The 22,637-nt window shown below is 63.9% G+C and carries 21 protein-coding genes and 1 pseudogene; 5 read left to right on the top strand and 17 right to left on the bottom strand.

The annotated features are described in order from the left end of the window. Nucleotides 1-9: 9 nt before the first annotated feature. The 17 genes and pseudogenes from ACFQ27_RS15700 to ACFQ27_RS15620 all read right to left on the bottom strand — a co-directional run bounded on the left by ACFQ27_RS15700 (nucleotide 10) and on the right by ACFQ27_RS15620 (nucleotide 16,180). Nucleotides 10-1,242 (bottom strand): TrbI/VirB10 family protein, encoded by a 1,233-nt coding sequence (locus tag ACFQ27_RS15700; RefSeq protein WP_377354263.1) that lies wholly within the window; start codon nucleotides 1,240-1,242, stop codon nucleotides 10-12. Then, complete coding sequence (gene trbG / locus ACFQ27_RS15695; protein WP_377354262.1) at nucleotides 1,239-2,219, bottom strand: P-type conjugative transfer protein TrbG; 981 nt, start codon at nucleotides 2,217-2,219, stop codon at nucleotides 1,239-1,241. The genes ACFQ27_RS15700 and trbG overlap by 4 nt, the downstream gene beginning before the upstream one ends. Further along, nucleotides 2,216-2,899, bottom strand: coding sequence for a conjugal transfer protein TrbF (gene trbF / locus ACFQ27_RS15690; protein ID WP_377354261.1), 684 nt, complete (start codon nucleotides 2,897-2,899; stop codon nucleotides 2,216-2,218). The genes trbG and trbF overlap by 4 nt, the downstream gene beginning before the upstream one ends. A gap of 20 nt (nucleotides 2,900-2,919) precedes the next feature. Beyond that, nucleotides 2,920-4,239: a P-type conjugative transfer protein TrbL gene (trbL, locus tag ACFQ27_RS15685; RefSeq protein WP_377354260.1), complete on the bottom strand. Its 1,320-nt coding sequence runs from the start codon at nucleotides 4,237-4,239 to the stop codon at nucleotides 2,920-2,922. 227 nt (nucleotides 4,240-4,466) lie between these two features. Further along, nucleotides 4,467-5,189 (bottom strand): conjugal transfer protein TrbJ, encoded by a 723-nt coding sequence (locus tag ACFQ27_RS15680; RefSeq protein ID WP_377354259.1) that lies wholly within the window; start codon nucleotides 5,187-5,189, stop codon nucleotides 4,467-4,469. Next, a complete protein-coding gene (locus ACFQ27_RS15675; protein WP_377354258.1) occupies nucleotides 5,182-5,520 on the bottom strand; it encodes a hypothetical protein in 339 nt (112 codons plus the stop codon). Before ACFQ27_RS15675 ends, ACFQ27_RS15680 begins: the two co-directional genes overlap by 8 nt. Next, nucleotides 5,520-7,994 (bottom strand): conjugal transfer protein TrbE, encoded by a 2,475-nt coding sequence (gene trbE, locus ACFQ27_RS15670; protein ID WP_377354257.1) that lies wholly within the window; start codon nucleotides 7,992-7,994, stop codon nucleotides 5,520-5,522. Before trbE ends, ACFQ27_RS15675 begins: the two co-directional genes overlap by 1 nt. A gap of 52 nt (nucleotides 7,995-8,046) precedes the next feature. Continuing rightward, nucleotides 8,047-8,313 (bottom strand): VirB3 family type IV secretion system protein, encoded by a 267-nt coding sequence (locus tag ACFQ27_RS15665; RefSeq protein WP_377354256.1) that lies wholly within the window; start codon nucleotides 8,311-8,313, stop codon nucleotides 8,047-8,049. A gap of 1 nt (nucleotide 8,314) precedes the next feature. Then, a complete protein-coding gene (locus ACFQ27_RS15660) occupies nucleotides 8,315-8,659 on the bottom strand; it encodes a TrbC/VirB2 family protein (protein WP_377354254.1) in 345 nt (114 codons plus the stop codon). Between the two features lie 553 nt (nucleotides 8,660-9,212). Then, on the bottom strand, nucleotides 9,213-9,680 hold the full coding sequence (locus tag ACFQ27_RS15655) for a helix-turn-helix domain-containing protein (protein ID WP_377354253.1): 468 nt from the start codon (nucleotides 9,678-9,680) through the stop codon (nucleotides 9,213-9,215). A 123-nt stretch (nucleotides 9,681-9,803) separates the two neighbouring features. Beyond that, a pseudogene (locus ACFQ27_RS15650) lies at nucleotides 9,804-10,079 on the bottom strand (hypothetical protein); the annotation flags it as partial. 173 nt (nucleotides 10,080-10,252) lie between these two features. Then, nucleotides 10,253-10,654 carry a winged helix-turn-helix transcriptional regulator gene (locus ACFQ27_RS15645; RefSeq protein ID WP_377354252.1) on the bottom strand — a complete coding sequence of 134 codons (402 nt, stop codon included), beginning with the start codon at nucleotides 10,652-10,654 and terminating at the stop codon, nucleotides 10,253-10,255. Nucleotides 10,655-11,514: 860 nt separating this feature from the next. Then, nucleotides 11,515-11,874, bottom strand: a complete 360-nt coding sequence (locus ACFQ27_RS15640) for a DUF4440 domain-containing protein (protein ID WP_377354251.1) — start codon at nucleotides 11,872-11,874, stop codon at nucleotides 11,515-11,517. 132 nt (nucleotides 11,875-12,006) lie between these two features. After that, nucleotides 12,007-13,632, bottom strand: a complete 1,626-nt coding sequence (locus ACFQ27_RS15635) for a response regulator (protein WP_377354250.1) — start codon at nucleotides 13,630-13,632, stop codon at nucleotides 12,007-12,009. Beyond that, the gene (locus tag ACFQ27_RS15630; RefSeq protein WP_377354249.1) at nucleotides 13,629-14,180 is read right to left on the bottom strand and encodes a heme NO-binding domain-containing protein; all 552 of its coding nucleotides are present in this window, start codon (nucleotides 14,178-14,180) and stop codon (nucleotides 13,629-13,631) included. Before ACFQ27_RS15630 ends, ACFQ27_RS15635 begins: the two co-directional genes overlap by 4 nt. Nucleotides 14,181-14,285: 105 nt before the next feature. Beyond that, the gene (locus tag ACFQ27_RS15625; RefSeq protein ID WP_377354248.1) at nucleotides 14,286-14,798 is read right to left on the bottom strand and encodes a hypothetical protein; all 513 of its coding nucleotides are present in this window, start codon (nucleotides 14,796-14,798) and stop codon (nucleotides 14,286-14,288) included. Nucleotides 14,799-15,352: 554 nt separating this feature from the next. Next, nucleotides 15,353-16,180, bottom strand: coding sequence for a flagellin (locus ACFQ27_RS15620; RefSeq protein ID WP_377354277.1), 828 nt, complete (start codon nucleotides 16,178-16,180; stop codon nucleotides 15,353-15,355). A gap of 431 nt (nucleotides 16,181-16,611) precedes the next feature. Between ACFQ27_RS15620 and ACFQ27_RS15615 the strand changes: the two genes are divergently transcribed. The 5 genes from ACFQ27_RS15615 (at nucleotide 16,612) to ACFQ27_RS15595 (ending at nucleotide 22,151) form a co-directional block, all read left to right on the top strand. Beyond that, nucleotides 16,612-17,718 carry a hypothetical protein gene (locus tag ACFQ27_RS15615; protein WP_377354247.1) on the top strand — a complete coding sequence of 369 codons (1,107 nt, stop codon included), beginning with the start codon at nucleotides 16,612-16,614 and terminating at the stop codon, nucleotides 17,716-17,718. Continuing rightward, the gene (locus ACFQ27_RS15610; RefSeq protein ID WP_377354246.1) at nucleotides 17,718-19,385 is read left to right on the top strand and encodes an EAL domain-containing protein; all 1,668 of its coding nucleotides are present in this window, start codon (nucleotides 17,718-17,720) and stop codon (nucleotides 19,383-19,385) included. Before ACFQ27_RS15615 ends, ACFQ27_RS15610 begins: the two co-directional genes overlap by 1 nt. A gap of 52 nt (nucleotides 19,386-19,437) precedes the next feature. Beyond that, complete coding sequence (locus tag ACFQ27_RS15605) at nucleotides 19,438-20,949, top strand: AbgT family transporter (protein ID WP_377354245.1); 1,512 nt, start codon at nucleotides 19,438-19,440, stop codon at nucleotides 20,947-20,949. Nucleotides 20,950-21,327: 378 nt separating this feature from the next. Beyond that, the gene (locus tag ACFQ27_RS15600) at nucleotides 21,328-21,495 is read left to right on the top strand and encodes a Flp family type IVb pilin (RefSeq protein ID WP_377354244.1); all 168 of its coding nucleotides are present in this window, start codon (nucleotides 21,328-21,330) and stop codon (nucleotides 21,493-21,495) included. A gap of 50 nt (nucleotides 21,496-21,545) precedes the next feature. Continuing rightward, a complete protein-coding gene (locus tag ACFQ27_RS15595) occupies nucleotides 21,546-22,151 on the top strand; it encodes a response regulator (protein WP_377354243.1) in 606 nt (201 codons plus the stop codon). The last annotated feature ends 486 nt before the right edge of the window (nucleotides 22,152-22,637 follow it).

Genomic DNA, 22,637 nt, shown 5'->3' with positions numbered 1-22,637 from the left:
CACTCACGCTTACGGGTAGGGAGCGAGGATCATGTCCTTGCTGACGAGCACGCGAACCGGCCATCCCGGCCGCACGTGCAAGGTTGGCTGCCGATTGAGGTCGCGGCCGGTAATCTGCTGGCCCACTTGCTGAGCGGAGTTGGCGACCCCGCTGGCGGCGGAGTTGACCACCAGCGCGCCGGAGCTGCGGTCGCCGGCGTCCTGGGCGGCGGCCGCACCGACGCTGAACAGGGTGGAGAGGATCACGCCCCGCGCTAGCTGACCGAAATGGCCGTCGGTCTTGTCCTGCAGGCCGGCCGCGCCGGTGAGGTCTGCGCCGGCCATCGCGCCGATGTTGATGGAACGGCCATCGGGCATGATGATCCGGTTCCAGGCGATCAGGGCCCGGTTCTGGCCGTAGGCGATCTGGCTGTCGTACTGGCCGATCAGCCGTGAACCCTGTGGGATCAACACGGTCAGCCCGGTCCTGTGGTCGTAGACCGGCTCAGTGACCTGGGCGATCACCTGACCCGGCAGGTCGGAATTGATGGCCGTCACCAAGGCGGCCGAGATGATGCTGCCGGCCTTCACCTCCCACGGGCTCAACGCCGGTTGCAGCGGGTTGGTCAGATAATCGTCCGTCCGCGCGCTGGCGGCGAACTGGCGCTTGGCGGCCAGGCCATTGGCCGGCTGCACCTCGGCGGCAGCCGGCTCGGCCGCGGCGCCTACGGCCGCGGCGATCGGGCGGGCAAGTGCGGCGGGATCCGCCGCAGGTGATCCTGCCATAGCGGGCGGCCCGCCGAAGAAGGGGCCGGATGTACGCGCGGCCAGGGCCTGTTCGCGTGCGGCTTGCACAGCCGGATCGACCTGAGCGGGGGGAGGGGGAGGCGGCGGAGCGCCCGCCGGCAAGGTGCCGGACGCGCCCGGCGTCCCCTCGGCTGGAGGCAGGGGCGCCGTGCCGGGAAGGCCCTGAAGCGCCGGATCGGCATAGCCGGCGGCATACTTGGTCGAGATCGCCGGCGTCTGAACCTGACCAGTATCGGCGGCGTCGGAGATCGCCTCCTGTCGCGCCTGCGGCGCGTGGGCCCCGCCGAAGCCCAGGTAGAAGCCCAAAGCGACGACGCTGGCGAGGCCCGTGGCGCCCAGGATCAGGTACTTGCGGTTCCAGCGCGTCACCGGCGTGCGGGGCGCAGCCAGCACGCTTTCCGGCGACGCCTTGCGCGGCGGCGCGCCCAGCGGCGCATCGGGCGGAAGCTGGATCATGACCCGCCTCCGGTGCGGGTAATGCGCACCACTTGCTGCTTACGCTCGCCCAGCCGCAGCTCCGCGACATCAATCAGCCGGTCCACCACAAAGTAGCCGCCGAGATAGCGGTAGTTGACGAGCTGGGCCTGCTTATCAGGCCCGATCAGGAACAGCGGCGGCGCCTCCGTCGAGGCCATGTCACGCGGAAACTGGATGTAGGTTTTCAGGCCGTCGTCGAAGACGCGGACCGGCTGCCAACGGGGCGCGCGAAAGCCGTTGGCCTTGATGCGATAGCCGAAATGCAGCGAGTCCACCGCCAGGCCCGAAGCCGCCACCCCTTGGGTTTCGGCCGCCTGAGCGGCCTGCCGCTCGCGGGCCTCCTCCTGCGGATAGTTCCAGCTGATGACGCTGGTGTAGGTGTCGCCCTCATAGCTGACCGCGTCGAGCAAATAGGTGCGCTGGTCGGTCGTCAGGATGATGTTGGTCCGCAGGCCGCCGCGGATCGGCTTGACCATCACGATGACCTGTTGGGTCGCGCCCGAGCCTTGGACGGTCTCACCCAGCACCCAGCGAACCGTGTCGCCCGCCGCCTTGGAGATTAGCTTTTCGCCGGGGCGCAGCGAGATCGCCGTAAGGAAGCGCGGGCTGGCGTGAACGGTGTAAAGCCGCCCCGGCTCGAAGTCGTAGTAGAGTGCGGCGTTCACATAGGCGCCAGCACTTGGATAATCCCGCGCGCTGCTGTTGGCCGACTGCACAGTCGTCAGCGCTGTAGGCCGCGCGTAGCGCCGTGGCGTAAGTCTGCGCTTCGGCGCGGCCCGGACGGGCGCCTGAGCGGCCGGCGCGGGAGCGGTCTGCGCGACAGGCCGCGCGACGGGCGCGACCGGGCGTTGCGGCGGCGTTTGCGCCTGAACCGCAGGACTGATCGAGGCCGCCAGCATCGCCAACAAGCCGGCCGCAGCGCCCATGGAAATCCGTCTGGGGGACAAGGCGCTCATAGCTCACGACTCCATTGAAACTCGGCGATGTAGATCCCCAGCGGATTGGCCCTCAGCTCGGCCTCGTTCTTCGGCGCCACGACCTTGGTGGTGAAGAGACCCGTCCAGGCTTCTGTCGCGCCGGAGGCGCCGGCGTTAAACTGCGTCTCGCGCCACTGGACCTGGTAGGTGTGTGCGCTACGCGGCAGGACCGAGACGATCTCGACGTTGACGGCTTGGGTGCCCGCATTGGCGAAGGGGTCGTTGGCCTTGGCAAAGGCGTTGAGCTGACCGATCGCCGGGCCGGACACGAAGTGGTAGGCCCCGGTCCAATTGTCCCGGATGACAATGGGGTCGATGCTCTTCGAGCGGGTTCGACGCACCCAGTCCGCGAGGAAGTAGCCAATCTCGGCCGTGGTCGGCTCGTAGGTCCGCCCCGCCAGCTCGATGCGCCCGGGGCGGGCGTAGCGGTCGATCGGCACGACGTAGGTGGCGATGTTGGTGTTGTTGGCCTCGTAGATGAACCCGCCCAGCGACAAGGCCGCGAGGCCCAGCCCGCCGAACGCGGCCATCCGCCAGTTCTTGGCCTGCACGACTGCCGATCCGATGCGGTTGTCCCACTCGCGCGAGGCTCGAAGATAGGGGCTCTCGACCGGCGCGGAGCTGCCGTAGCGATCATTCGGTCGTTTGAAGGGGTTCATCGGCGGACTCTCGACTGGGACTACTCTTCGGGGTCGTCATCGCGGCGGGTCGGCGTGGCGCTCAGTCCAGGGCCGTTTCCATCTCCGCCAGCGGTCGCCGCGGCGGCGCCGTCCCGAGCGGTGCCCGCCAGCCCGCCGCCCCGGCGGGCCTGGGCTCGCGAAACGACTGATGACGTCGACCCCGTTTCAGGCGGAGGCGGGGGAGGGGGCGGCGACGTTTCGCCGTCATTCGAGGCTGGCGTGGAAAACAAGCGGCTGCCCGCAACCCGACCTTCCGCCACCAAAGTCGATACCGGGGCGCGGGCGAAATCCGCGGCCATGCCCCCACCGCTCGGTCCGCCCCCACCCCCGGACGGACGGGAGGCGCCAGAGCCCAAGCCGCCCGACGCGGCGCGCGCGGCGGCGATCTTTTCGCCCCCGGCCGCCCACCCGCCGCCGACGGCTCCGCCAGCCGCTCGGGCGGCAAGACCCACACCGGCCGCACCAGCGGCCACGCCAGCCGCCCCCATGAGAGCACCGCCAGTATTGAGTTGTGGCCCACCGGAGATCATTGCCCCAGCGATGGCCGGCACCTTCAGAGCCAGCATCATGAGGAAGATGGCTGACAATAGGAGGCCGGCTTCTTCAGCCACGGTCGGCTGAGCCGACAGGGTATAGGTCTCGAAAATGTTGATCCCGACACCTGCGATGACCGCGAGCGCCATGAACTTGAAGCCGACAGAGACGACGTAACCGATCGCCTTCTCAGCCAAAAAGGAGGTCTGAGACAGCACGCCGAAAGGCACCACAACGAAGGCGATGAGCGTCACGATGTAGAATTCGATGATCGTCACGGCGATCTCGATTGCGAGGATGATGAAGGCGAGGAGGATGCCGATCGCAGCGACCGCTGCGACGATGATCATGTCGATGTGCATGAGCGCGCCGAAGCCGGCATTCTGCTGGGCTAAGTCGCCAATGTACTTGATGAGGTCGATGACGACCGAGAGGCCCGCCTCAACGGCCTTCGTCGGAGCTCGAGTGAAGTCGCCAATCGAGCCGCCGCCACTGGCTTGCAGGCCAAGCTTTGCGAACCCGTTGATGACAGTCAGTGTCAACGAATGCCAATTCGTCACCAGCCAAGCGAAGAAGCCAATCAGGAGAATTTTCCTGACGAGCGCCGCCATGACATTCTGGGTCTCGTCAATCGCCCATAGGATCGCCGACAGAGTGATGCTTATGACAACCAAGGTCGCGAGCACGCCTTGGACTGGCCCTGCAATTGCGCCAAAGCCGCTGCCCACCTGGCCGGTAAACGCACTGATAAATTGGTCTAGAGCAGCGGGGTCTGCCGTCGCCATGGGCTTACTCGGCTAGCTAACAGCTTAGAGGCTGTTCTTGTCGGGGAGGCTGCTGCCCTTCTTCTTGAAGTACAGCGGTGAGCAGGGATCGTTGCGGTCCCGGTTGTTGATGTCGGGACACGGCTTGGTTTTGGCGGGCGGATCCGATTGGTTGGGCTCCGCGGACGGCTTCCCACATCCCGATAGGCCGATGGCGATAATGCAGCCGAGGACGAGCAGGGACCTCATCACTGGAAATCCGAGATGTTGGGAAGGCGGCTTCCCGTCTTGGTGTAGGCCGTGGCGCGCGCGGTCTCCGCCCTAGCCGCCACCGCGCCTGCCTGCTGCTGAGCAAGGATCGTCTCTTGCGTCCGCGCCTGCGCAATAAGGATCGTCTGCAGGCCTTGAAGCTGGCTGCTCAGGGCGGCGAGCAACTGATTGGTCGCCTGGATCGCGGCCGTCTGACCGGCGGCCCCTTGCGAAGCGACGACGGCGCCATTGACCGCGCCCGCCGTCGTCGTCTGGGACCGGACGAGCTGGTTCTGCACCGCCATCGAGTCCTGCAGCGTCAGCCGGCTGTTCGCTTCCCAGCTCGCGAGACGCTGTTGAATTTGGGCGAAGCTCTGACCCGAGAGGCTCGTCGGGTAGAGCTGCTGGAACTGGCCGGCGATGTTCTGGCTGTTGTAGCCGATGGCCTGCGCCTGCTGCATGAGCTGGCTGGCCTGGGCGTTGATCTGCGCCAAGGGCTGGGTGACGTCGGCGCCGAGCTTCTGCAGCATCGCCATCTGGTTGGTGACCTGGGTCTGCAGCTGCTGGATTTGGGCCAGCCCCTGGCGAACCTGCTGTACGGCCTGGGCGACGGCGCGCGGATCGAAGACGATCTGCTGCGCGGCCGCGGGCTGCGGCGGCAGCGGACCCAAGCCAAAGGACATGGCGACGACCGCCGCTGCGGCCATGAGCTGCTTACGCATCGAACGAGTCCTTTTGGTGCGAGGGGAGGGGCGTCGGCAGGAAGGTGTCGGCCGCGGCCTGTAGGAAGAGCGGCTCGGTCAGGGCGCGGAAAGCGGCAGCGGCGCCGAACAAGACAAAGCCGGCCAGCATGACGAAGAAGTTGTGGTGATAGGTCGTGCCAAAGACCGCCAAAAACCCAGGCGCGGCCAGGACGAGGAACAGGATCCTGCGACGTCGGCGGTTGGCGATCCACGGCGCGGGGAGGCGGCGACGCAGCCAAACCAGCCGTGCCGCGCCCTGGGCGCTAAGGGGCGGTTGGGAACTGAGAAACGAAAGATCGTGCGCGCCCATCACGCCACCCTCGGATAGGCGGCGCGGCGCTGGTCGCCGAGGTAGCGGGCGACGTCGGCCTGGCCCTTGGCCGCGAAGAAGCGTTCAGCGAACTCGCTGCGGTCATGGTCGGCGAGCAGCTGGCTGATCAGCTGCTGGTCCCCCTGCGAAGAGGACCCCACGGCGGCGAGGGACAACCCGCCCAGGCCCAGCTCGAAGAGCCGGTTCCCAGCCGTGGACTGATAGTAGTATTCCCGCTTCGGCGTGACGTTGGCGATGATCCGGACCTGCTGCGGGTTCAAGCCGAAGTCCTGATAGAGCGCCGCGATCTGCGGGGTTTGGGCGTCAGGATTAGGTAGGAAGACCCGGGTCGGGCAGCTCTCGATCAGCGCCGGCGCGATCGATGAGCGAGCCACGTCCGCCAGGCTCTGGGTCGCGAACACGACGGCGACGTTGAACTTGCGAAGCGTCTTGAGCCACTCGCGGATCTTGGCGGCGAAGGCTCCCTGGTCGAGGAAGAGCCAGGCCTCGTCGAGCACGAGCAGGGTGGGCCGACCGTCGAAACGGCGCTCGAGGCTGCGGAAGATATAGGTCAGCACCGGGGCGAGCGCCGACTTGCTGGCCATCAGTTCCGCCATCTCGAAGGTCTGCCAGGGTGCGGGCCGCAAGGCGTTCTGGTTGGCGTCGAGCAGGTGGCCGTAGGGCCCACTCAGCGTGTAAGGCGTCAGCGCCGCCTTGACGGCCTGGTCCTGCACGGTCGCGGCCAGAAGGGTGAGGGTGCGTTGCTCCCGCGGGCCCTCGGCGAGATTGCGCAGCCCGCTCCAGATTTCATCCTTCACCGGCGGGGTGATCGGTACGCCTTCGGCGGCGACGATGTCCTGCACCCACTCCTGCGCCCAGGCACGGTCGTCGGCGGAATCGATGGCCGCCAACGGCTGGAAGGCCAGCTCGCTGTGATCGCCGCCCAGGACATAGAACTGGCCGCCGGTGAGCAGGGTCGAGGCCCGCGAGCTCGCGCCCTTGTCGAAGTAGAAGACCTGCGCCTCGGGGTAGCGCAGCCATTGCATGGCCAGGGTGTTGAGGAGCACCGACTTGCCGGCCCCGGTCGGGCCGACGATCATGGTGTGACCAACATCTCCCTGGTGCAGGTCGAACCGGAAGGGGGTGGTCCCCGCCGTTCGCGTGACCAACAAGGCGGGTTGGACGCCGGCGTGGCCACGCTTCTGGCATTCGCTGGTCAGGTGCGCGTTGAGCGTCGGCCCTGGCCAGATCGCCGACATCGGCATCATGTCGCAAAGGTTCAGCGACGAGACCAGCGGCCGGCGCAGATCAGCATAGGCCTGGCCCGGCAAGCTGCCGATCCAGGCTTCGACGGCGTTGACGTCCTCGACCTTGCAGACGAAGCCGGCCCGGTTGATCGCGCCCTCGACCTCCCGCACCCGGTTGGCCAGCCGGTCGGGGTCGGCGTCCATCAAGGTCACAGTCGGAGTAAAGTAGCCGATCGAGGCGTAGTCGCCGCCGAGGATCGCCAGGGCCGCGTCGGCGTCGACCGACTTGGCCGCCGCATCGGGATCTTCCAGCAGGGAAGGCTCGCGGGTGATGGCCTCCTTCAAGAGCGCCATGACGCCCTTGCGCTTGGCGAACCAGCGCTTGCGCACCGTGGTCACCGCCTTGCGGGCGTCTTCCTTGTCGAGCGGCAGATAGCGGCAGACCCAGCGATAGCTGATGCCCAGCTCGTTGAGCCGGTCGAGCAGACCCGGCGAAGAGGTCGTCGGATAGGCGCGGACCGAGATGGTGCGCAGATACTGACCGCCCAGGCGGGGCAGCAGGCCGCCCTGAAAATCGTCGTCGGTCAGGAAGGCGTCCAGATAGGCGGGCGTCTCTGGCGCCGCGACGGGGTGGCGCTTGGTCGAGATGCAGCTGTGCAGGTAGGTCAGGGTCTCGTCGTCGCCCAGCTCGCCCACCTCCGGCATGATGGCGGTGAGGATGTCGGCGATCTGATGAACCGTGCTCAGAAAGTCGCTTAGAGCGGCCCGGTACATACCCTCCGCGCCGCGGCCGGACGGCGCATTCTCAAGCAACAGGCTCTCGGCCGTCGAGATCGCCTCTTCCGGCGGCAAGTAGGTGAAGGTCAGGAAGTACCGGCTCTCGAAATGCCGCTCCTGCGCCTCGAACCCCTCGCGGCGCTCCTCATCGACGAGATCGGAGACCGGATCGGGGAAGGCGCTGATGGGATAGGTCTGCGAGGGCGAGCGGACCGCCTCGATGTGCAGGCACCAACGCGACCCCAGACGCCGCAGGGCGTTGTTCAACTGGGCGCGGGTCGCGACCAGCCCGGCGTCGGTGGCGCTGGCCAGATCAGGCCCGCGAAAGGCCAGGGTCTTCTGGAAGCTGCCATCCTTGTTGAGCACCAGGCCCGGCCCGATCAGGGCGACCCAGGGGAGGTGATCGAACAGGCGATCCGCCTTTGGCCGATACTCACGCAGATACAGCACGTCGGACCCCTATGAGACCGGATGGGAGGAGGGGAGGAGCCGAGGGCGCACGTCAGGCGTCCAGGTAGGGCCTTTGGCGAATGTGCCGGCCCAGGGCGTCGAAGAAGTAGGCGTCGCGCTTGTTCAGCCAGTAGCAGGCGCTGTGGATGGCGAGCCCGACCGGGATTCCGATGAGCGGGACCTGCAGGCCTAGCGCCAACACGGCGGTGAGGGTGCCGTTGAGCACCGCGATCATCCGCGGCACGCCGGCGATCGTCACGGGTTCGGAGAGCGAACTGTGGAAGGCGATCTCAAACCCTTGGACGTCGGAGCGCGCCATCTCAGAACGCCGCCCCGGCGGTCATGTTGAAGAAGGTGGAGATGAAGGTCGTCGCGGAGAAGGCGATGGCCAAGCCGAAGACAATGCCGATGCCCTTGCGCAGAGCCGATCCGCCCTCGGCGAAGGCGAAGCCTAGCCCCGTGAGCACAATCGCGATGATGCCCACGGCCTTGGCGACGGGACCGGACAGCGACTGCATAATGGTCTCCAACGGCCCTTCCCAAGGCATGGCCGTGCCGCTTCCGGCGGCCGCGGCGGGCCCGGCGACCAACACCATCCCAACGCTGAGCCACACCGCGCGGGCGGCTGCGGTGGGCCCAGGCGAACGAGAGGCGTCGGAGATCATGATGTGTTGCTACCTAAAATCGCGAAACAACGGATTCGCCCGATAAGCGCAACCCTGCGGAGCATCCCCCCTTAGGTCAAGTGCTTTATTTATTGTAACGGTGCGATTCGTGCTTTGAGGAGCTAAAAAGGGGCGTCGACGCCAAGCCGCCGGATGGGCCGGGCCGCCTCTGCGGCCCATCCGATCGCTTGTGTTGATGATCGCACGGCGACTTTTGGGCGAAAGCCCGCGGATTGTGGGCGGTGTATTTCCAGGGGACCTTCGCGCCGGGGGCTACCCACGTCGGCGCAAGTGAGTCGGATGCCTGGAACGGCCCCGCAGACTTCGACGCGAGCACCCAATGGGCCAGAGCGCTGTCACAGCGGGTCTAACGCGCGCGGCGCGCGCCTATTTGGTCAGTCAGCCTTGGTGGGCTCGGCGAGACGGCCTTCTGCCTGCGCTGCTGAGAAGACATTGAGAAGGACCACACGCGCGGTCGGCGCCCCCGAGGGTCAAGGCTTATGGCAGGGCCGGGAGGATTCGAGGCTCGGCGACCGTCGCTGCCGCATGGCCGCTAAGATCCGGGCTCGTCGGTTGGAGCGTTGTCGCAGGATGGGGCTGCCGGACCGCCATCAGCGATCACGGTCGCCAAGTCCGCAAGTCGGCGTCTGACCTTAGCGCTTGGGATGCGTGCGAAGGCGCGCGCCAGATCAACCCCTGCAGGCTCCGAAAGCAACTGGTCTGCAAGCGCGTTCCAAGCGCCGCCGCCGCGGGCGGCGTCGAGGTGACGGTTGTCTTCCAACCCGTCGAAGAAGACGCCTACCGGCGCCTGAAGGACTTGGGCGATCTGCAAGAGCTTGGAGGCGCTGATGCGATTGGAGCCACGCTCATATTTCTGCACTTGCTGGAAGGTAAGCCCGAGCGCCTCCGCCAACCTTTGCTGACTGAGCCCGGCCATCTGCCGCAGAGCCCGCACCCTTGTCCCCACATAGGAGTCGATCTCGCGCGCAGACAGTGCAGCTTGCGGGGCCTGGTTCGCCATTCTGCGTCTTCCAAACTTGGTGTCAGGTGAAGGCGGAACGCCCGATGCCGCGAGCCGCCTGATTGGACCTCGAGACTAAGGCGACGCCAGGACATTTGTCAGCCGCCGTCTGCCGCGTGTGTCCTAGGCGTCTGCCGTTAGCTCAGCGACGATTTCGGCCAATCGACGGCGGACAGAGTTCTGCTTGATCAGTTCGAGCGCCGCAGCCCGGTCTTGATCACCGGACGCCGCTTGAATGACGTCGGCGACGTTGCGCCAATCCTCGGCGGCGAGTTTGCCGGGCGCGTCTGACGGCGGGCAGGGGTCAACGTCGCCAAGACCTTCAAAGAAGTATTCGACGGGCAAATTTAGGAATTCCGCAATTCGATAGAGCGTCGACGCGCTGATCCTGTTCTGTCCCTGCTCGTATTTGTGGACCTACTGAAACGTCAGGCCGGCCACGTCGCCGACATCCTGCTGTGTCAGACCCGCCGCTCGCCGCCCGGCGCGGAGGCGACGCGCCACATGCAGGTCTACGTCGTGAAGCGGCGCGGTCCGCCGACGGATCGTCTGTACTGTCATATGCCGGCCGTTCAGAAGCTCGTATCTTGCGCCGGGCCGTCCACAACCGGCCGCCCGCCGTCAAAGGTGCGGGCGTGCTGGATGGCCAGGTCGGCCAACATGACCGATAGGGCGGCGATCTCTGCACGCTCAATCAGTTCAAGGCCGTCCTCATCCGACGAAGGAGGCGCGAGAAACCCTGCCTTGCGCAGGTCCTGGACGCGCCTGCGGGCGGTCTCCCGCGCTAGTCCGAGTTGCCGGCTGAGCGCTGAGGCTGAGCGGGGGCGCGCATCGGTCTCCTGCATCGCACTTAGAATGATGAGGGTGCTAACGGGATCAACTCCCAGTACACGACTACCCTCTGCCAAAGAGGCGCATAGGAAGGCCGCGGTCGACGAAAGCGAAATCTCTTGCTCATCCATAGTGATCACCATCGACTTGTCAGAGCGTAAGCGGACGACTGCGCATGACTACCCGCTGCTTCAGAGAGCGCGGGGCGAGCCAAAAGGACGGTCGCGCAAACTGTGGCGGCGAGTGCAGCGGCGAACGCAACCCGGGTGGATTGGGTCCAGGTTGCGCCATTGTTTTTCGCTCGGTCATACCCAGCAGGAGGAGGCGCGCCCTCTAGTTCGGCCACCCTTTGCCTTGCCTGACCAAGCTCGCGGCAAATCCCCTCCAAGGATTGATTCAAAGTCCTGCTGTAAGCGTCACGTGGCTGAAACAAGCCATCTGGGCGACGCCGCAAGCCCAGCGCGCAGCCTTTGCCAACACCGGCGAACAGCGCCTGTTCGAGTTGCATGACCTGCGCGCGAGCCACCACCACAGGATCGCCTGGAAGATGGCGTGTCGTGGCGCCCCGCTGGGCGGCGCGCACCGCCGCGGAACCGGCGCTTTCGAGAAAAGAGGGCCCATTCCCTGATCTTGGGAGGCCGACCACCTTGTCAGCCGTCAGCCAAACGTCCGGCGAGACGCCCTGCTGACAGGGCAAGACATTAGGCGAGTTTGAAGACATTAGCAGACTTGTCGTTAAATCGCATTAAATACCCCACCATCATGGGTATTGATACGATTTTTATTCAGAGCAGCATCACTCTGAAAATTGGATACGTTATCATATCCAAATCAACAACGGCGGTTATACTCAATTAAAGTATTCGAAGCCAGTAGGAGGCCGTTGGCCTATTGCACCTGCGCGTAAGTCCCTTCGACATCGCGGCTCGAGCTGCCCGACCGCTAGCGGATTGCGCGGACCGCGGTGCGAGCTTCGAGGAGAACCTGCGGCGGAAACGTCGGATCACCGCGCGGGGTGAGCCCGTGACGAGTGAAAGAAGCTCAGTTTCCAGCGCCCAGCCTCGCGGCGAAACGCGGCCGACTCCAGCCAAACTACATCGACGACGCCATCAGCGCTCTTCACCTGGCCTTTATTGACATAGGTCACCAGCGCCGAGCGGCAGTCGAGCTGCACTTTGGGGGCTGCAACCGACCAGACAAAGACCTTACCACTGTCGTGGGCGGCCTTGATCGCACGCGCCAACTCTAGTCCAGGATAAACCCCACCCGCATCATAGGCGATAAAGTCCGAGGTGGTGACTTTCGCGAAACCGTCGAGATCGTCCGCCCGAATGGCGGCGTACCATTGGTCCAACGCGGCCATCACGGCCCCAGGCTCCGCGCTCGGCGTGGCGCACCGTGGTGCGGCCCAGACCGGTCCAGAAAAGAGCAGGGCCGCAAGACCAAGCCCCAGCGGGACCCTCACCAGGATGGAGCTGCGACGCATGTCTGATCCTTAGAACTCAACCACGGTATCGACGTCCGAAAGGACCTTGTCGATCGCCTCGAGCAGCGATTCCGGCGTGATGGGCTTTGGCAGATAATGGTCTGCGCCAGCGTCGAGGCCCGCGCGCCGATGCTCTGGCAGCGCATCTGCGGAAACGATGATGATCGGGGTCCGCCGGCTCAAGGTTGAAAACTCGAGCGACCGGATCGCGCTAGTGAGCTCAAGACCATTGAGCCCCGGCATCCGCAGGTCCATCAGGATCAAGTCAAATTCGGCCGCCTTAAAGCGGTCGAGCGCCTCAAGCCCATCGCCGGCGATCACCAGATTGACGCCGTGGGGTTCCAGGATGAGGCGAATGACGGTTTGGTTTGTCGGGTGATCCTCGGCCAGCAGCACCCTAAAGGGGCGACCATGCTCATTTGCGATCGCGCCGCCGGGCTCATCCGCACCGGTGGCCGTGACGGGTAGGGGCCGGACAGGCAGACGGACCTGGAAAAGACTTCCGACCCCCAGACGGGAGGACGCCGCGATATCGCCGCCCATCCGCTCACAGAGCGTTTTTGCGATCGCCAGACCCAGGCCAAGCCCGCCCGACGAAGCGCCAGGGCCTGCCGACGCCTGTTCGAAGGGCGCATAGAGCGCTGCGGCCTGACCTTCATCGAAGCCAACACCTGTGTCGGCGACCTTCAGCGTCATGACGAGGGCCTCACCAGGCCCAGAACCGCAATTGACCGTGATATGCACGCCCCCTTGCGGCGTGAACCTGATCGCGTTGGACACAAGACAGACCAGCACCTGCTTCAGGCGCGTCTCATCAATCACCACAAGCGGATGGTCGCTGAGGTCAAAGGCAAGATCGAAGGCCAGCCCTTTCTCGGCCGCTTGAAGCCGGAGCGGGAACACGGCCGCCTCGACGGCCGCTCGCAGATCGCAGGGCGCCTCGTGGAGCGCGAGCTGGCCGGATTCGCCCTGGGCGACATCGAGCACATCGCTCAGCAGGCGCTCCAGTGTCCGCCCGGAGGCTTGGATCACCGATAGGAGATCGCGTTGGTCGGCGGTGAGCTTGGTCCGCGCCAAGGCGCCAGCGACGCCCGTGACCCCGTTCAAGGGCGTGCGGATCTCATGGCTCATATTGGCCAGAAAGACGCTCTTTGCCCGCGACCCCGCGACGGCGGCGTCGCGCGCCTGGGCAAGATCTGCGACCAGGTCTCGGGTTTCCGAGAGCAGTTCATCCTTGAGCCCCAGCGCCAACGCCAGGGGCAGTCCGCCGTCAGCGGGGGAGAAGTCCTCCATCCGCAAGCCGCGCTGCAGGAGTTGCTGCGGTCGCTCAACAGCATGGCTTAGGCAAAACAGGTAGCCGCAGGCGAGTTTGAGAACCACGCCGCGCAGCAAGAGGTCTTCGCTGGCTAGACGCAGCTTCAGACTAGATTGGCGCAGCACCAAGACATCGACATCGCTATCGCCGAGCGGTTGTTCAAAGGTCGCGAAAGCCGTCAGGGATTCGCCCACGAGGTCTTGCTTGACGAGACGCTGCAGGGCCGGGCCGATCACGACAACGCGCAAGTCGGCATCCGTCTCCAGGAAGGCGGGGAAGAGTAACCCCACCTGTTCACGGCTTAGCTTCAACGCGTTCAAAATGTGCGGCCTTGCGGGGCGGTTAGGACAAACTCGGCGCCCTGCGCGAGCGGCGTCCAGGTCACCAGCTGCGGGACGAGCCCACACTCCTCCATAAGACCTTGGAGGAGTCCGATAACAAAGGGCTCCAACCCTGCGCGATTGGACCGGTAGGCTAGCCGAATTTCGGACGACTGACGCCGCAACACCTCAAAGGACGGGGTGTCTGCAGCCGGCATTGCGACCCGGATCGCGTCGTGCAGGCGATCCAGATTGGTCAGGATGGTGGCCAGATCATCTCCCGCCAGCCGCAGAATGTCACCGTAGGGTCCCTTCAGGACGTACTTGATCCAATAGCGCCCAAACGTCGCCAACAGGCTGGGCTCGGGCTCCTGTAGGACGCTGGCGACCGCGGCGAGCAAGCTCTGGGTGAGATCATCGCTGTAGGTGGAGGCGCTGATGAAATGCGCCTCGTGCAAGTCGGCGAGGCGGACCACCTCAGACCACGCCCCCGCCCCATGTTGTTCAAGCACCATCTCACGCGCTGCGCGATGGATCATGCCGTACATCGGTTCCCCTCAGAGCCCGCGAAGCGTAAGCGCCGTGCAATCAGAGAACGCCGGTCTTCAGCAAGCGCCGTTATCACCATTTCGGGGAGTTTGCCGCCCGCGGCTTCAGCTGGGGTCAGGCAGATGCTCTGAGATGTTGTGATAGTGCTGCACCGCCAGGCTGTAAGTGTCTTTCGCGATCGCTTCGAATTCCGGTCGCGTCAGCACATCACGGGAGATGAGAAACTCTCGCGAGCCAATCCGCCGCACGAAGCCCTGTTCGACGAGTTTCATCACATGGCGGCGGGTGGTCTCATAGGGTAGGCCAAGATAATTGGCGATGCTAAGCACCGCCACGGGCCGCCGCAGATGATCCGGAAAGACGCCATCCACGGCGTCCTGGCTCATCTTGTTGCCACGGTTAACATGACTGACCGACGCCCGCGCCATGGTCCAGAACACCACCATTGTGGTGGAGTCCCCGCCAAAAATTTTTGAAACTGCGTTCAGCGACTTCAGGAGGAAGTCGATGTTCTGAGCAAAAACGAAATTTTTGACTGCGAGATCAGAAGGTTGCTCGCTGAGCATAATGCCACCCAGGCCGTCGCTTTGAGAGGGCGACTGGGCGAAGGACAACATAGCTCGTCCCATTATTCGCGCTCCTTAGAAGAGGAAATACGTCGAAGCTCAATCTTAACCGAAGCCCACAATGGGCATTGTGGTACCAGCAGTCCAATGCTGCCGCACCCCACCACCGCGATATCTTCTACCCATGTTGGGGGAATACCCTGGTGGTCAGGCCTTCTGTTGGACCACAGCGCCGGGCTGGTATTCGGCCCGACCTTTCAGCTCGAGGAGCTGCTCGCTGGGATATTGCGAGAGCACCTCCTGACTGCGCGGATCGACGGTCTTGTAAACGAAGGCGCCCGACCTGGCGTCTTGCTCAATGATCAGGCGAGTCTCTGCGCTTGAAGGCGCAATAGCTCCGTCGGCGGGCCTGGGCGGGAGAGGGTCAAAGGTTTGCACAGACGGAGATGACCCGACGACGGCCGGCGGGCCTCCCGCCACGGCCTGGAGGGGAAAGGGCATGGACTGGCGCTCTGGATGGGGGGCGTTGGCGCCGACGCACGCCGCGGGCCGCCTGGATGGCGGTCCGCAACCTTACGCCGGCGCCGTCCCGTTGGGGGCGGGAACTAGCGGAACAGACTCAAGATCATTGAGCTCGAATTATTTGAGATCGATAGCGCCTGAACGCCGAGCTGCTGCTTGGTCTGCAGCGCTGTCAATCTGGCGCTTTCCTTCGCAAGGTCGGCATCCACCAGATTGCCGACCCCGGCGGTCAGGCTGTCCTGAAGTTTGTTCACGAACGTGAGGTGGTTCGCCAGCGCCTTGTTCTGCGTGCCCATGGTCGCCATCGCTGTGTTCACATTCGCGATCGAGGTGTTCACGGTCGCCAGCATGGTGGTGGCGAGCGTGGAGGTCCCGATCGAGCCGGCGGCCGCCACGGTGACAACCGTGCCGCCCAACGAGAGGTTCTGCGCCTGAACGGTCATCTTGTTCGTGCCCGTGGCGTCGGCCAGTGCGGCGATATTGACGGCGCCGGAGCTGATGAGGTTGACGCCGTTGAAGCTGGCGTTCGTAACGACCTTGGTCACCTGATCGCGTAGCGCCTTGAAGTCAGTGTTCAGCGCCGTACGCGATGTCGCATCGAGGCTGGTGTCAGAGGCCGCCAGGGCCTTTTCCTTCATTTGCAGCAGCAGGTCGGCGACGGAGTCCCCGGCCGACAAAGCCACGTCGGACGTCGACTGGGTGCGCTGGAGAGAATCGCGAACGGTATCCATCGCCCTGGCGTTGCCGCGCATGGTCTGGGCGATCTGCCAGATCGCACCGTTGTCCTTGGCGCTGGCGACCTTCAGACCTGTGTTCACCCGGTTCTGCGTAACGGTCAGGGCGTCCTGCGTGGCGCCAAGGTTCTGCAGAGCGACCATCGCCCCATAGTTCGTATTAATACTGTTAGGCATTTTCAAACCCGCATTTACAGGTGTCATGAGCCGTTTTGGCATCATGAGAGCAGTTTAGCTCACCTGCAGGCTGCTGTTGCCAGCTTACTCAGGCCTTAATAGATGGCATCAGTGCCCTCCTATTATACCCAACAGCGGTATTACCCGATTGCGGTATTGCTTTTCCCCAAATCCGGTACTTTCACATTACCTCACATGGGTACTTAGATTTTTCCATTTAACTAGCGATTCAGTTTCCGCGGACACACTCTCGACCATGTATGTAGTTCCTATGTCTTCAAAGGAGCCGCCAGAGTTTTCGCCCAAAGTCGCGGGCTTCGCGCAAATTTTCTATGCCCAAGTTATCTGACGTCACGCGCGAATTGGCGTTCCCAATATAATTTATGCGCGCTCTAATTTAAGGCAGATCGCGCAGTACGCCAGAGGTTCCCATGATTACGCCGGAAATCCGGAGACTTTCCGCGCTCCAGCATTCTGCCTCCACGGCTCGGGTGCTAAATCTCGTCGCAAGTAATCTGCTGATTTCGGCGGCTGAGCTAGGTTCGAATCAACGCTTCTTTCAGAACCGGGTTCTGAATAACAGCCTAGTCATAAAGCATCGTATAAGGCCACACGAGCTAGATTTATTTCGGGAGCCGAGGCGTGTAGCGACCAAGATTGTGATCCCAATTGACCCGCAAGATCTTCGACTCGGCGGGTCCTTCTTTTTCCTTGGTCAGCGGGACTTCGATGTGATCGCCAAGAGTGAGTTTGGCGGGGCGCTGATGCCTGGACAACGAGACAGACTGCTCCTGGAACTTCTGGACTCGTTACCGTCCTTAGATCCTTTTCTCCTGCGCGGCCAACTGCAGCGCCACGGGCTAGATCCAGCAAAGGTATATTTCAATATCTCTGATGGTGACATCGAGCGGATGTATGAATTCGTCCGCAACGAAATCACATCTCTGGTCGGTATTTCTTTGGGCGGCGGCATCGGACAGGGAATTAAGGCTGGGCGGCTTGTCGACAAGATTTTATCAAACAACCCTGGAGAAGACCTAGGCCCCCTAAAAGACGTCCTAAGGATGTCGGAAACGGAATATTCGGACGGCATTTTCGCGTGGCGTGGCTTTCTATACTACAAGTGGGTGCTAAAGGAGCTTAAGCCGGACGCGATCAGCGCATGGAAGGGCATCGCGCTGCTGGAGACGATGGGGCTTGGCGATCGCGAAGCTGAACAGCAAATCCGTAAGTCAAAGGCGCGGATTCGAGAGCTGATCCATGGTGTCTTGACCGCCACGAGCCAGGCGCTGGATGTCTATGACGACGCCTATCGCGACCTTACTGAGCGAGAGGATCCCGCAGGGTTTCGCGACTTCTTACTCGCGGCCCCTGACATGTTCGCCCGGCTTGGCGAGGAGCTTGGGGCGCTGCAACACGTCGTATCCTTCTGGAAATACCGCTTTGGCACAAAGCGTCCCAAGCGCCCGTCTGCGGCTGAGCTCAGCGACATCCTCGCGGACTTCGAGGAAAGCCTATCGTGCGGGCCTGAGACCTGATGGCCAGCGCGCCATCACCGCACCAAGCCCAGTTGGAGCGCATCCTGGGACTGGCGTTCGCCTCCGCCGACCTCCTCTTCGAGATCGGACCCGACGGGCGCATCGCAACTCTGCTCGGGGCGTCTCGCGCCCTGCTGGGCGGCGCCGAGGAGGAATGGCGCCATTGGCATTGGTCGGTCCTCTTCGAATCCGCCGACCACATGCTGATCCAGGCCTCGCTCGAGGCGCTGCGCACGGTGGGTCAGCGACGCACCCTGGAAGTCCATCTGGCGCCGCGGCGGGACGGCCGGGTACGCCGCGGTCGGCTGTCCGTGAGCCGCGTGCTGCAGTCGTCCCAGAATCTGTCCTGCGCTCTGGTGTTGGAAGCGCAGGCGGTTCCACCGCCGCTCCGCGCACACGACGGATCCGGCCTTCTGGGCCCCTCAACCTTGCTTGACAGCCTCGAGGCGGCGCTGGAGGGTCCAGACGCCGCCTCAGCCGCGCTCAACCTTGATTTCGTCTGCCTGAGCGGACTGGATGCTGGGTTGAGCCGGGTCTCGGCAGAGGCCGCGCAGACCACACGCGCTCGGATCGCCGGCGTGCTGCGAGCCGCCTCGCCGAACGGCGCCTGCGCCGCCCAGGTTTCAGCGGACAAGTATGCCCTGCTGCGCGCTGAGGGCGTCGATCCAGACGCCGTCACCGAGCGGCTCTCGCGAGCGGCGGAACAGGCGGGGGTCGAGATCAGCGCGGCAGCCGCGAGCATTCGGCTGGACGCCGCCGAGCCGGACGCCAGTTTGAAAGCCCTCCGCCACGCCCTTGAACGCTATATTACAGACGGTCCTGACGCTGCGGCGCAAAGCTTTGCCGGCGTTCTGAAGCGCACTATCGAACAGCGTGTGACCTTCAAGACTGCGGTCGCTCGCCGCGATTTCGAGTTGGTCTACCAGCCAGTCGTCAATCTTCGGGATCGGCGCGTTCATCATGTGGAAGCGCTTGCGCGCTTCGAGGACGGTCGTAGTCCGGCTATCGCGATCCGCTTGGCGGAAGATCTCGACATGATTCACGATTTTGACCTTGCGGTCGCCGAGGCCGCCTGCGCCGCGCTGAGAGCAGATCCTAGCCTCGGGGGAGGCGGGGTCGCCATCAATCTTAGCGGCCGCTCTCTGACCACACCACAAGTGATCGATAAACTCCTGAAGACGGTTCGGACCGCCACGGACGCGGGCCGTATTCTGATCGAGATCACCGAAACCAGCGTCATGGCCGACCTCGACCTGGCCCAACAGCAGGTCCTTCGGCTACGCGAGCTTGGCGTGGAAATCTGCCTTGATGACTTCGGCGTCGGGGCGGCCAGCTTTGAGTACTTGCGCCGGCTCAGCCTGGACGTGGTCAAAATCGATGGGCGCTTCATCGCCAACGTCAACGGCGACGACAAAGACCGTACGCTCCTGAAGCACATGGTGGAGTTATGCCGGGGACTGAACCTCAAGACCGTGGCGGAGATGGTTGAGACCGAAGCGGTCGCCCACGTCGTAAGCGACCTTGGCGTGGATTACGGTCAGGGTTGGCTTTTCGGTCGTCCCGCCGCCGCCAAGTCTATTGGACCCAGCGCGACAGCCCACGAAGCTCAGCCTAATTTACCCAGAGCGGGGAGTTCAAGCCGGCAGGGCGCCAAGTTTGGGTCATAGTGAGGATAGTTCTCGAACCCGGCGTCGATCCCGCGCCCCAAGTCCTAGTGCGATGACCGGCAAAGACCCCTTTACAGGCGCCATTACGATCCTGCTTTGGGTGAGCGCGCTCATTATTGCGACATCCTTTATGGGGGAGAGTCTTGGTTGGCAGGTCACCTCGGTGTCGGGCTCCCATGAAATCGCGGTGCAGAGCGTCTTCTCAGCGGACAACCTACGCACCATCCTGACCTCTGCACCCGTCACGGCCACCAGCTTCCTGCCTCTGGGCATCATTCTGATCGTGACCTTAGGGGCGGCCGTGGCCGAGCGTTCCGGGCTGTTCGACGCCCTGGTCCGGGGCAGTCTGAAGCGCATTTACGCCCCGCTCCTTACGCCTAGCGTCGCGATCATCGGTCTTGTGGCGCACCAGCTATCCGACGCCTTGATGGTGGTCTATTTCCCCCTCGCGGGCTTGGCCTTCGCCGCCAAGGGCCGCAGTCCCGTTTTAGGCATTCTCACTGGCTTTGCGGCCTTCTCCGGCGGCTTCGCGGCCAATCTGTTCCCGGGCGAACAGGACATTGTGCTCTTCACGCTGACCCACGCCGCCGCCAGGGCCTTGGACCCGAACATTGCGTTTAACCCGCTGGCGAACTGGTACTTCACAGCTGTGCTGGCCGCAGCCTATCTCGCAGCGATCTGGTTTCTAACCGATCGGGTTCTGGAGCGATATTTCCGCGCTATCGGCCTATGTGATGCGGCCCAGATGGCCGCAGCGGCCGATCCGCACTTGAGGCCCGAAGAAGCGCGGGGGCTCAGACGTGCGGGTTTAGCAGCAGCGCTCATACTTACGGGGTTCGCCATCTTGCTGCTTGCGCCGGCCTATCACCCTCTGATGGACGCCGCGCGATCCGGACCCGCGCGCCTCGAGCCGGCCTTCAAGAGCATCCCGGCGATGCTCATGATGCTTTTCTTGGGCGCGGGCTGGGCCTATGGGGCGACAACTGGCGCGTTGAAGGACGGTGCTCAGGTGGTGGGGGCGATGAGCCAGGGGATCGGCCAGCTGGCGCCCTATATCCTGGCGGCCGTTCTGATCGCTCTTTTGGTGTCATTTGTGCGCCTGTCCCACCTAGGCGAATTTCTGATGCTGTTGGGCGCAGCCGAGCTTAGTCATACTCAGCTGCCAACACCGGTGCTGATTGCGATCCTTGTGGCGGTGACCGCGCTCCTCGACCTGTTGATGGGCTCGGCAAGTGCGAAATGGGCGATTATGGCCCCCATTGTTGTCCCGATGTTCATGCTGCTGGGCATCTCACCGGCAATGTCTACAGCGGCATACAGGGTTGGCGACGGCATTGGGAACGTTCTGACCCCAATGATGCCCTGCCTGGCCCTGGTCCTGGTCTATTGCCAGAACTGGTACAAGTCCTTCACCTTCAGCACACTCGTGGTGAGCATGGCGCCGTTCGCGGCCAGTTTCTTGCTCCTGGGCGCCTTGATCGCTGCCGGCTGGTCGATGACCGCCGTGCCGCTCGGTCCGTTTTCGCCGCCGCACATCACGCCGCTTGCGGCGCTGGGGCGATGACAAACTCCCCAGGGTGAGGATAAGCCTGCTCGTCCGACAGACGGCTGCGTTGTACCCTGAGACCGGACTGTTTCTCTCCAGAAGCGCTCCATACTGCCAGCGCAACAGCCCGAAGGTGTCACGACCACCTCCCAGGTCGCGTTGCGCCGGCAGCCTCGGCCAACGCGTCGAGGTCGAGGTCCGCAAAAGTGCAGCGATCCAATACTGGGGCGGCTCGCACACAATTCAGCACCTAAAGATCACAATCTGTATTCAATTTTCACCAATCCAGGTATAACGCCCTCCATCAGAATAATCTCGACTCCCAATGTTAACTTCAGTCACTGCAGTTTGGGTCGCCGCACCAAACGCGGCGATTAATGCTTTGGGAGTTATCTGATGACTGCTTTCATGAACAAATTTTTCGCCTGCGAGCGAGGGGCCACGGCCATCGAGTACGCCCTGCTCTCCGCCTTGATTGCGGTGGGCTTGATCACCGCGCTTGGCACGGTGTCGACCCGCATCAAAGGCACTTACGCCAAGATCGCGAACGCCTTGCCGCAATAGGCCCACCCCTTGCGGTCGAACGTTTTCCCATGAAAGCGAAGTGAGGCGACGTGCCCGAGCCAGACTATGGGCGCCTATCGATCCTGGTGGTCGATGACAGCCGCGACATGCGTGAAATCATCGGCGCCGTCCTGACTGGGGTCGGCGTGACGAAGCTCCACTTCGCCGCCGATGGCGCCAGCGGCCTCGCCTCAGTTGCGGCCTACGATTTCGATATCGTCTTCGTAGATCAAGAGATGCCCGGTTATCGCGGTTTGGACGTGATCCGGGCGATCCGCGGCCGACGAGACGGCAAGCAGTTCCTGCCAATCATCATGCTGACCGGCCATTCGGATCTGCGCCATCTCGTCGAAGCCCGCGACGCGGGTGTGACTGAATTCTTGTGCAAGCCGGTCACGGCGCGCGCCATTGTCGAGCGCCTGCTGACGGTCATTCACCGGCCACGGCCCTTTATCCGCTGCGCGACCTATTTCGGCCCTGACCGACGGCGGGGCGACCGCTGCGCCTTTGACGGGCCAGAGCGTCGCGCCACAAAGGCCGATGCGATCGCGCCACCCCGCGTTGGAAGGCCCCGCAGCGGCGCTGGCGCCCGCGGACGCCTCGGGGGCAATGGAGGTCATTTGGGCGCGGAGCGGCGGCCGCCGATCAAGGCGTGATGGCTTGCAGCCCAAAGGTGGTTGCGCGCGGGCCCTGACCCCACGCCACAGTGTAGATCGTGGTGGAGCGCGCGCCGTGGTGCGCCCAGCCCGCCCTGCGCCCTCGCAACAATCTGCTCTCGCTACCGGACATTCAAGCCGAACCTGGACCCGTTGGTCCGGCCAAAACCTGTACGCGGGCCCATAGCCCCCCAACAGCTTGTTCATGCAGCGCAGCAATCCTCCGCGCGCGCCGCCAGCGGCCTAGCAGCCTGGGATGCAGAACCTGACGCGCCTCCACCAGCCAAGCCTGCGCGCGCCCAGGGTCATGGCCGTTCCCCGTGAGCCGGACGGTGCGCCCCAATCCCAGCTCTGAGCTGCTCGCGGCCGACTCGGACGCACCCAACCTTGCGCGCCCCGGCATGGCCAGTGACCTGCCCCCTTCCTGATCCCTCGATTTGAGTGAGAGTCCGTCACCCAAGGAGACGGACGTGAAGAAGAGCAGGT

It is taken from the genome of Phenylobacterium conjunctum (assembly GCF_042679085.1).
GTDB classification, from domain to species: Bacteria; Pseudomonadota; Alphaproteobacteria; order Caulobacterales; family Caulobacteraceae; genus Phenylobacterium; species Phenylobacterium conjunctum.
Note: the sequence above shows the minus strand (reverse complement) of the source record. Positions and strands in the feature narration are given on the sequence as shown.

Coding starts and splice junctions, on each gene's coding strand:
- ACFQ27_RS15615 (WP_377354247.1), top strand. CDS start 16,612: ATGATTACGCCGGAAATCCGGAGACTTTCCGCGCTCCAGCATTCTGCC.
- ACFQ27_RS15660 (WP_377354254.1), bottom strand. CDS start 8,659: ATGATCTCCGACGCCTCTCGTTCGCCTGGGCCCACCGCAGCCGCCCGC.
- ACFQ27_RS15675 (WP_377354258.1), bottom strand. CDS start 5,520: ATGGGCGCGCACGATCTTTCGTTTCTCAGTTCCCAACCGCCCCTTAGC.
- ACFQ27_RS15605 (WP_377354245.1), top strand. CDS start 19,438: ATGACCGGCAAAGACCCCTTTACAGGCGCCATTACGATCCTGCTTTGG.
- ACFQ27_RS15640 (WP_377354251.1), bottom strand. CDS start 11,874: ATGGCCGCGTTGGACCAATGGTACGCCGCCATTCGGGCGGACGATCTC.
- ACFQ27_RS15665 (WP_377354256.1), bottom strand. CDS start 8,313: ATGGCGCGCTCCGACGTCCAAGGGTTTGAGATCGCCTTCCACAGTTCG.
- ACFQ27_RS15680 (WP_377354259.1), bottom strand. CDS start 5,189: ATGCGTAAGCAGCTCATGGCCGCAGCGGCGGTCGTCGCCATGTCCTTT.
- trbG (WP_377354262.1), bottom strand. CDS start 2,219: ATGAGCGCCTTGTCCCCCAGACGGATTTCCATGGGCGCTGCGGCCGGC.
- ACFQ27_RS15700 (WP_377354263.1), bottom strand. CDS start 1,242: ATGATCCAGCTTCCGCCCGATGCGCCGCTGGGCGCGCCGCCGCGCAAG.
- ACFQ27_RS15600 (WP_377354244.1), top strand. CDS start 21,328: ATGACTGCTTTCATGAACAAATTTTTCGCCTGCGAGCGAGGGGCCACG.
- trbF (WP_377354261.1), bottom strand. CDS start 2,899: ATGAACCCCTTCAAACGACCGAATGATCGCTACGGCAGCTCCGCGCCG.
- ACFQ27_RS15620 (WP_377354277.1), bottom strand. CDS start 16,180: ATGCCTAACAGTATTAATACGAACTATGGGGCGATGGTCGCTCTGCAG.
- ACFQ27_RS15625 (WP_377354248.1), bottom strand. CDS start 14,798: ATGTTGTCCTTCGCCCAGTCGCCCTCTCAAAGCGACGGCCTGGGTGGC.
- ACFQ27_RS15630 (WP_377354249.1), bottom strand. CDS start 14,180: ATGTACGGCATGATCCATCGCGCAGCGCGTGAGATGGTGCTTGAACAA.
- ACFQ27_RS15645 (WP_377354252.1), bottom strand. CDS start 10,654: ATGGTGATCACTATGGATGAGCAAGAGATTTCGCTTTCGTCGACCGCG.
- ACFQ27_RS15655 (WP_377354253.1), bottom strand. CDS start 9,680: ATGGCGAACCAGGCCCCGCAAGCTGCACTGTCTGCGCGCGAGATCGAC.
- ACFQ27_RS15610 (WP_377354246.1), top strand. CDS start 17,718: ATGGCCAGCGCGCCATCACCGCACCAAGCCCAGTTGGAGCGCATCCTG.
- trbL (WP_377354260.1), bottom strand. CDS start 4,239: ATGGCGACGGCAGACCCCGCTGCTCTAGACCAATTTATCAGTGCGTTT.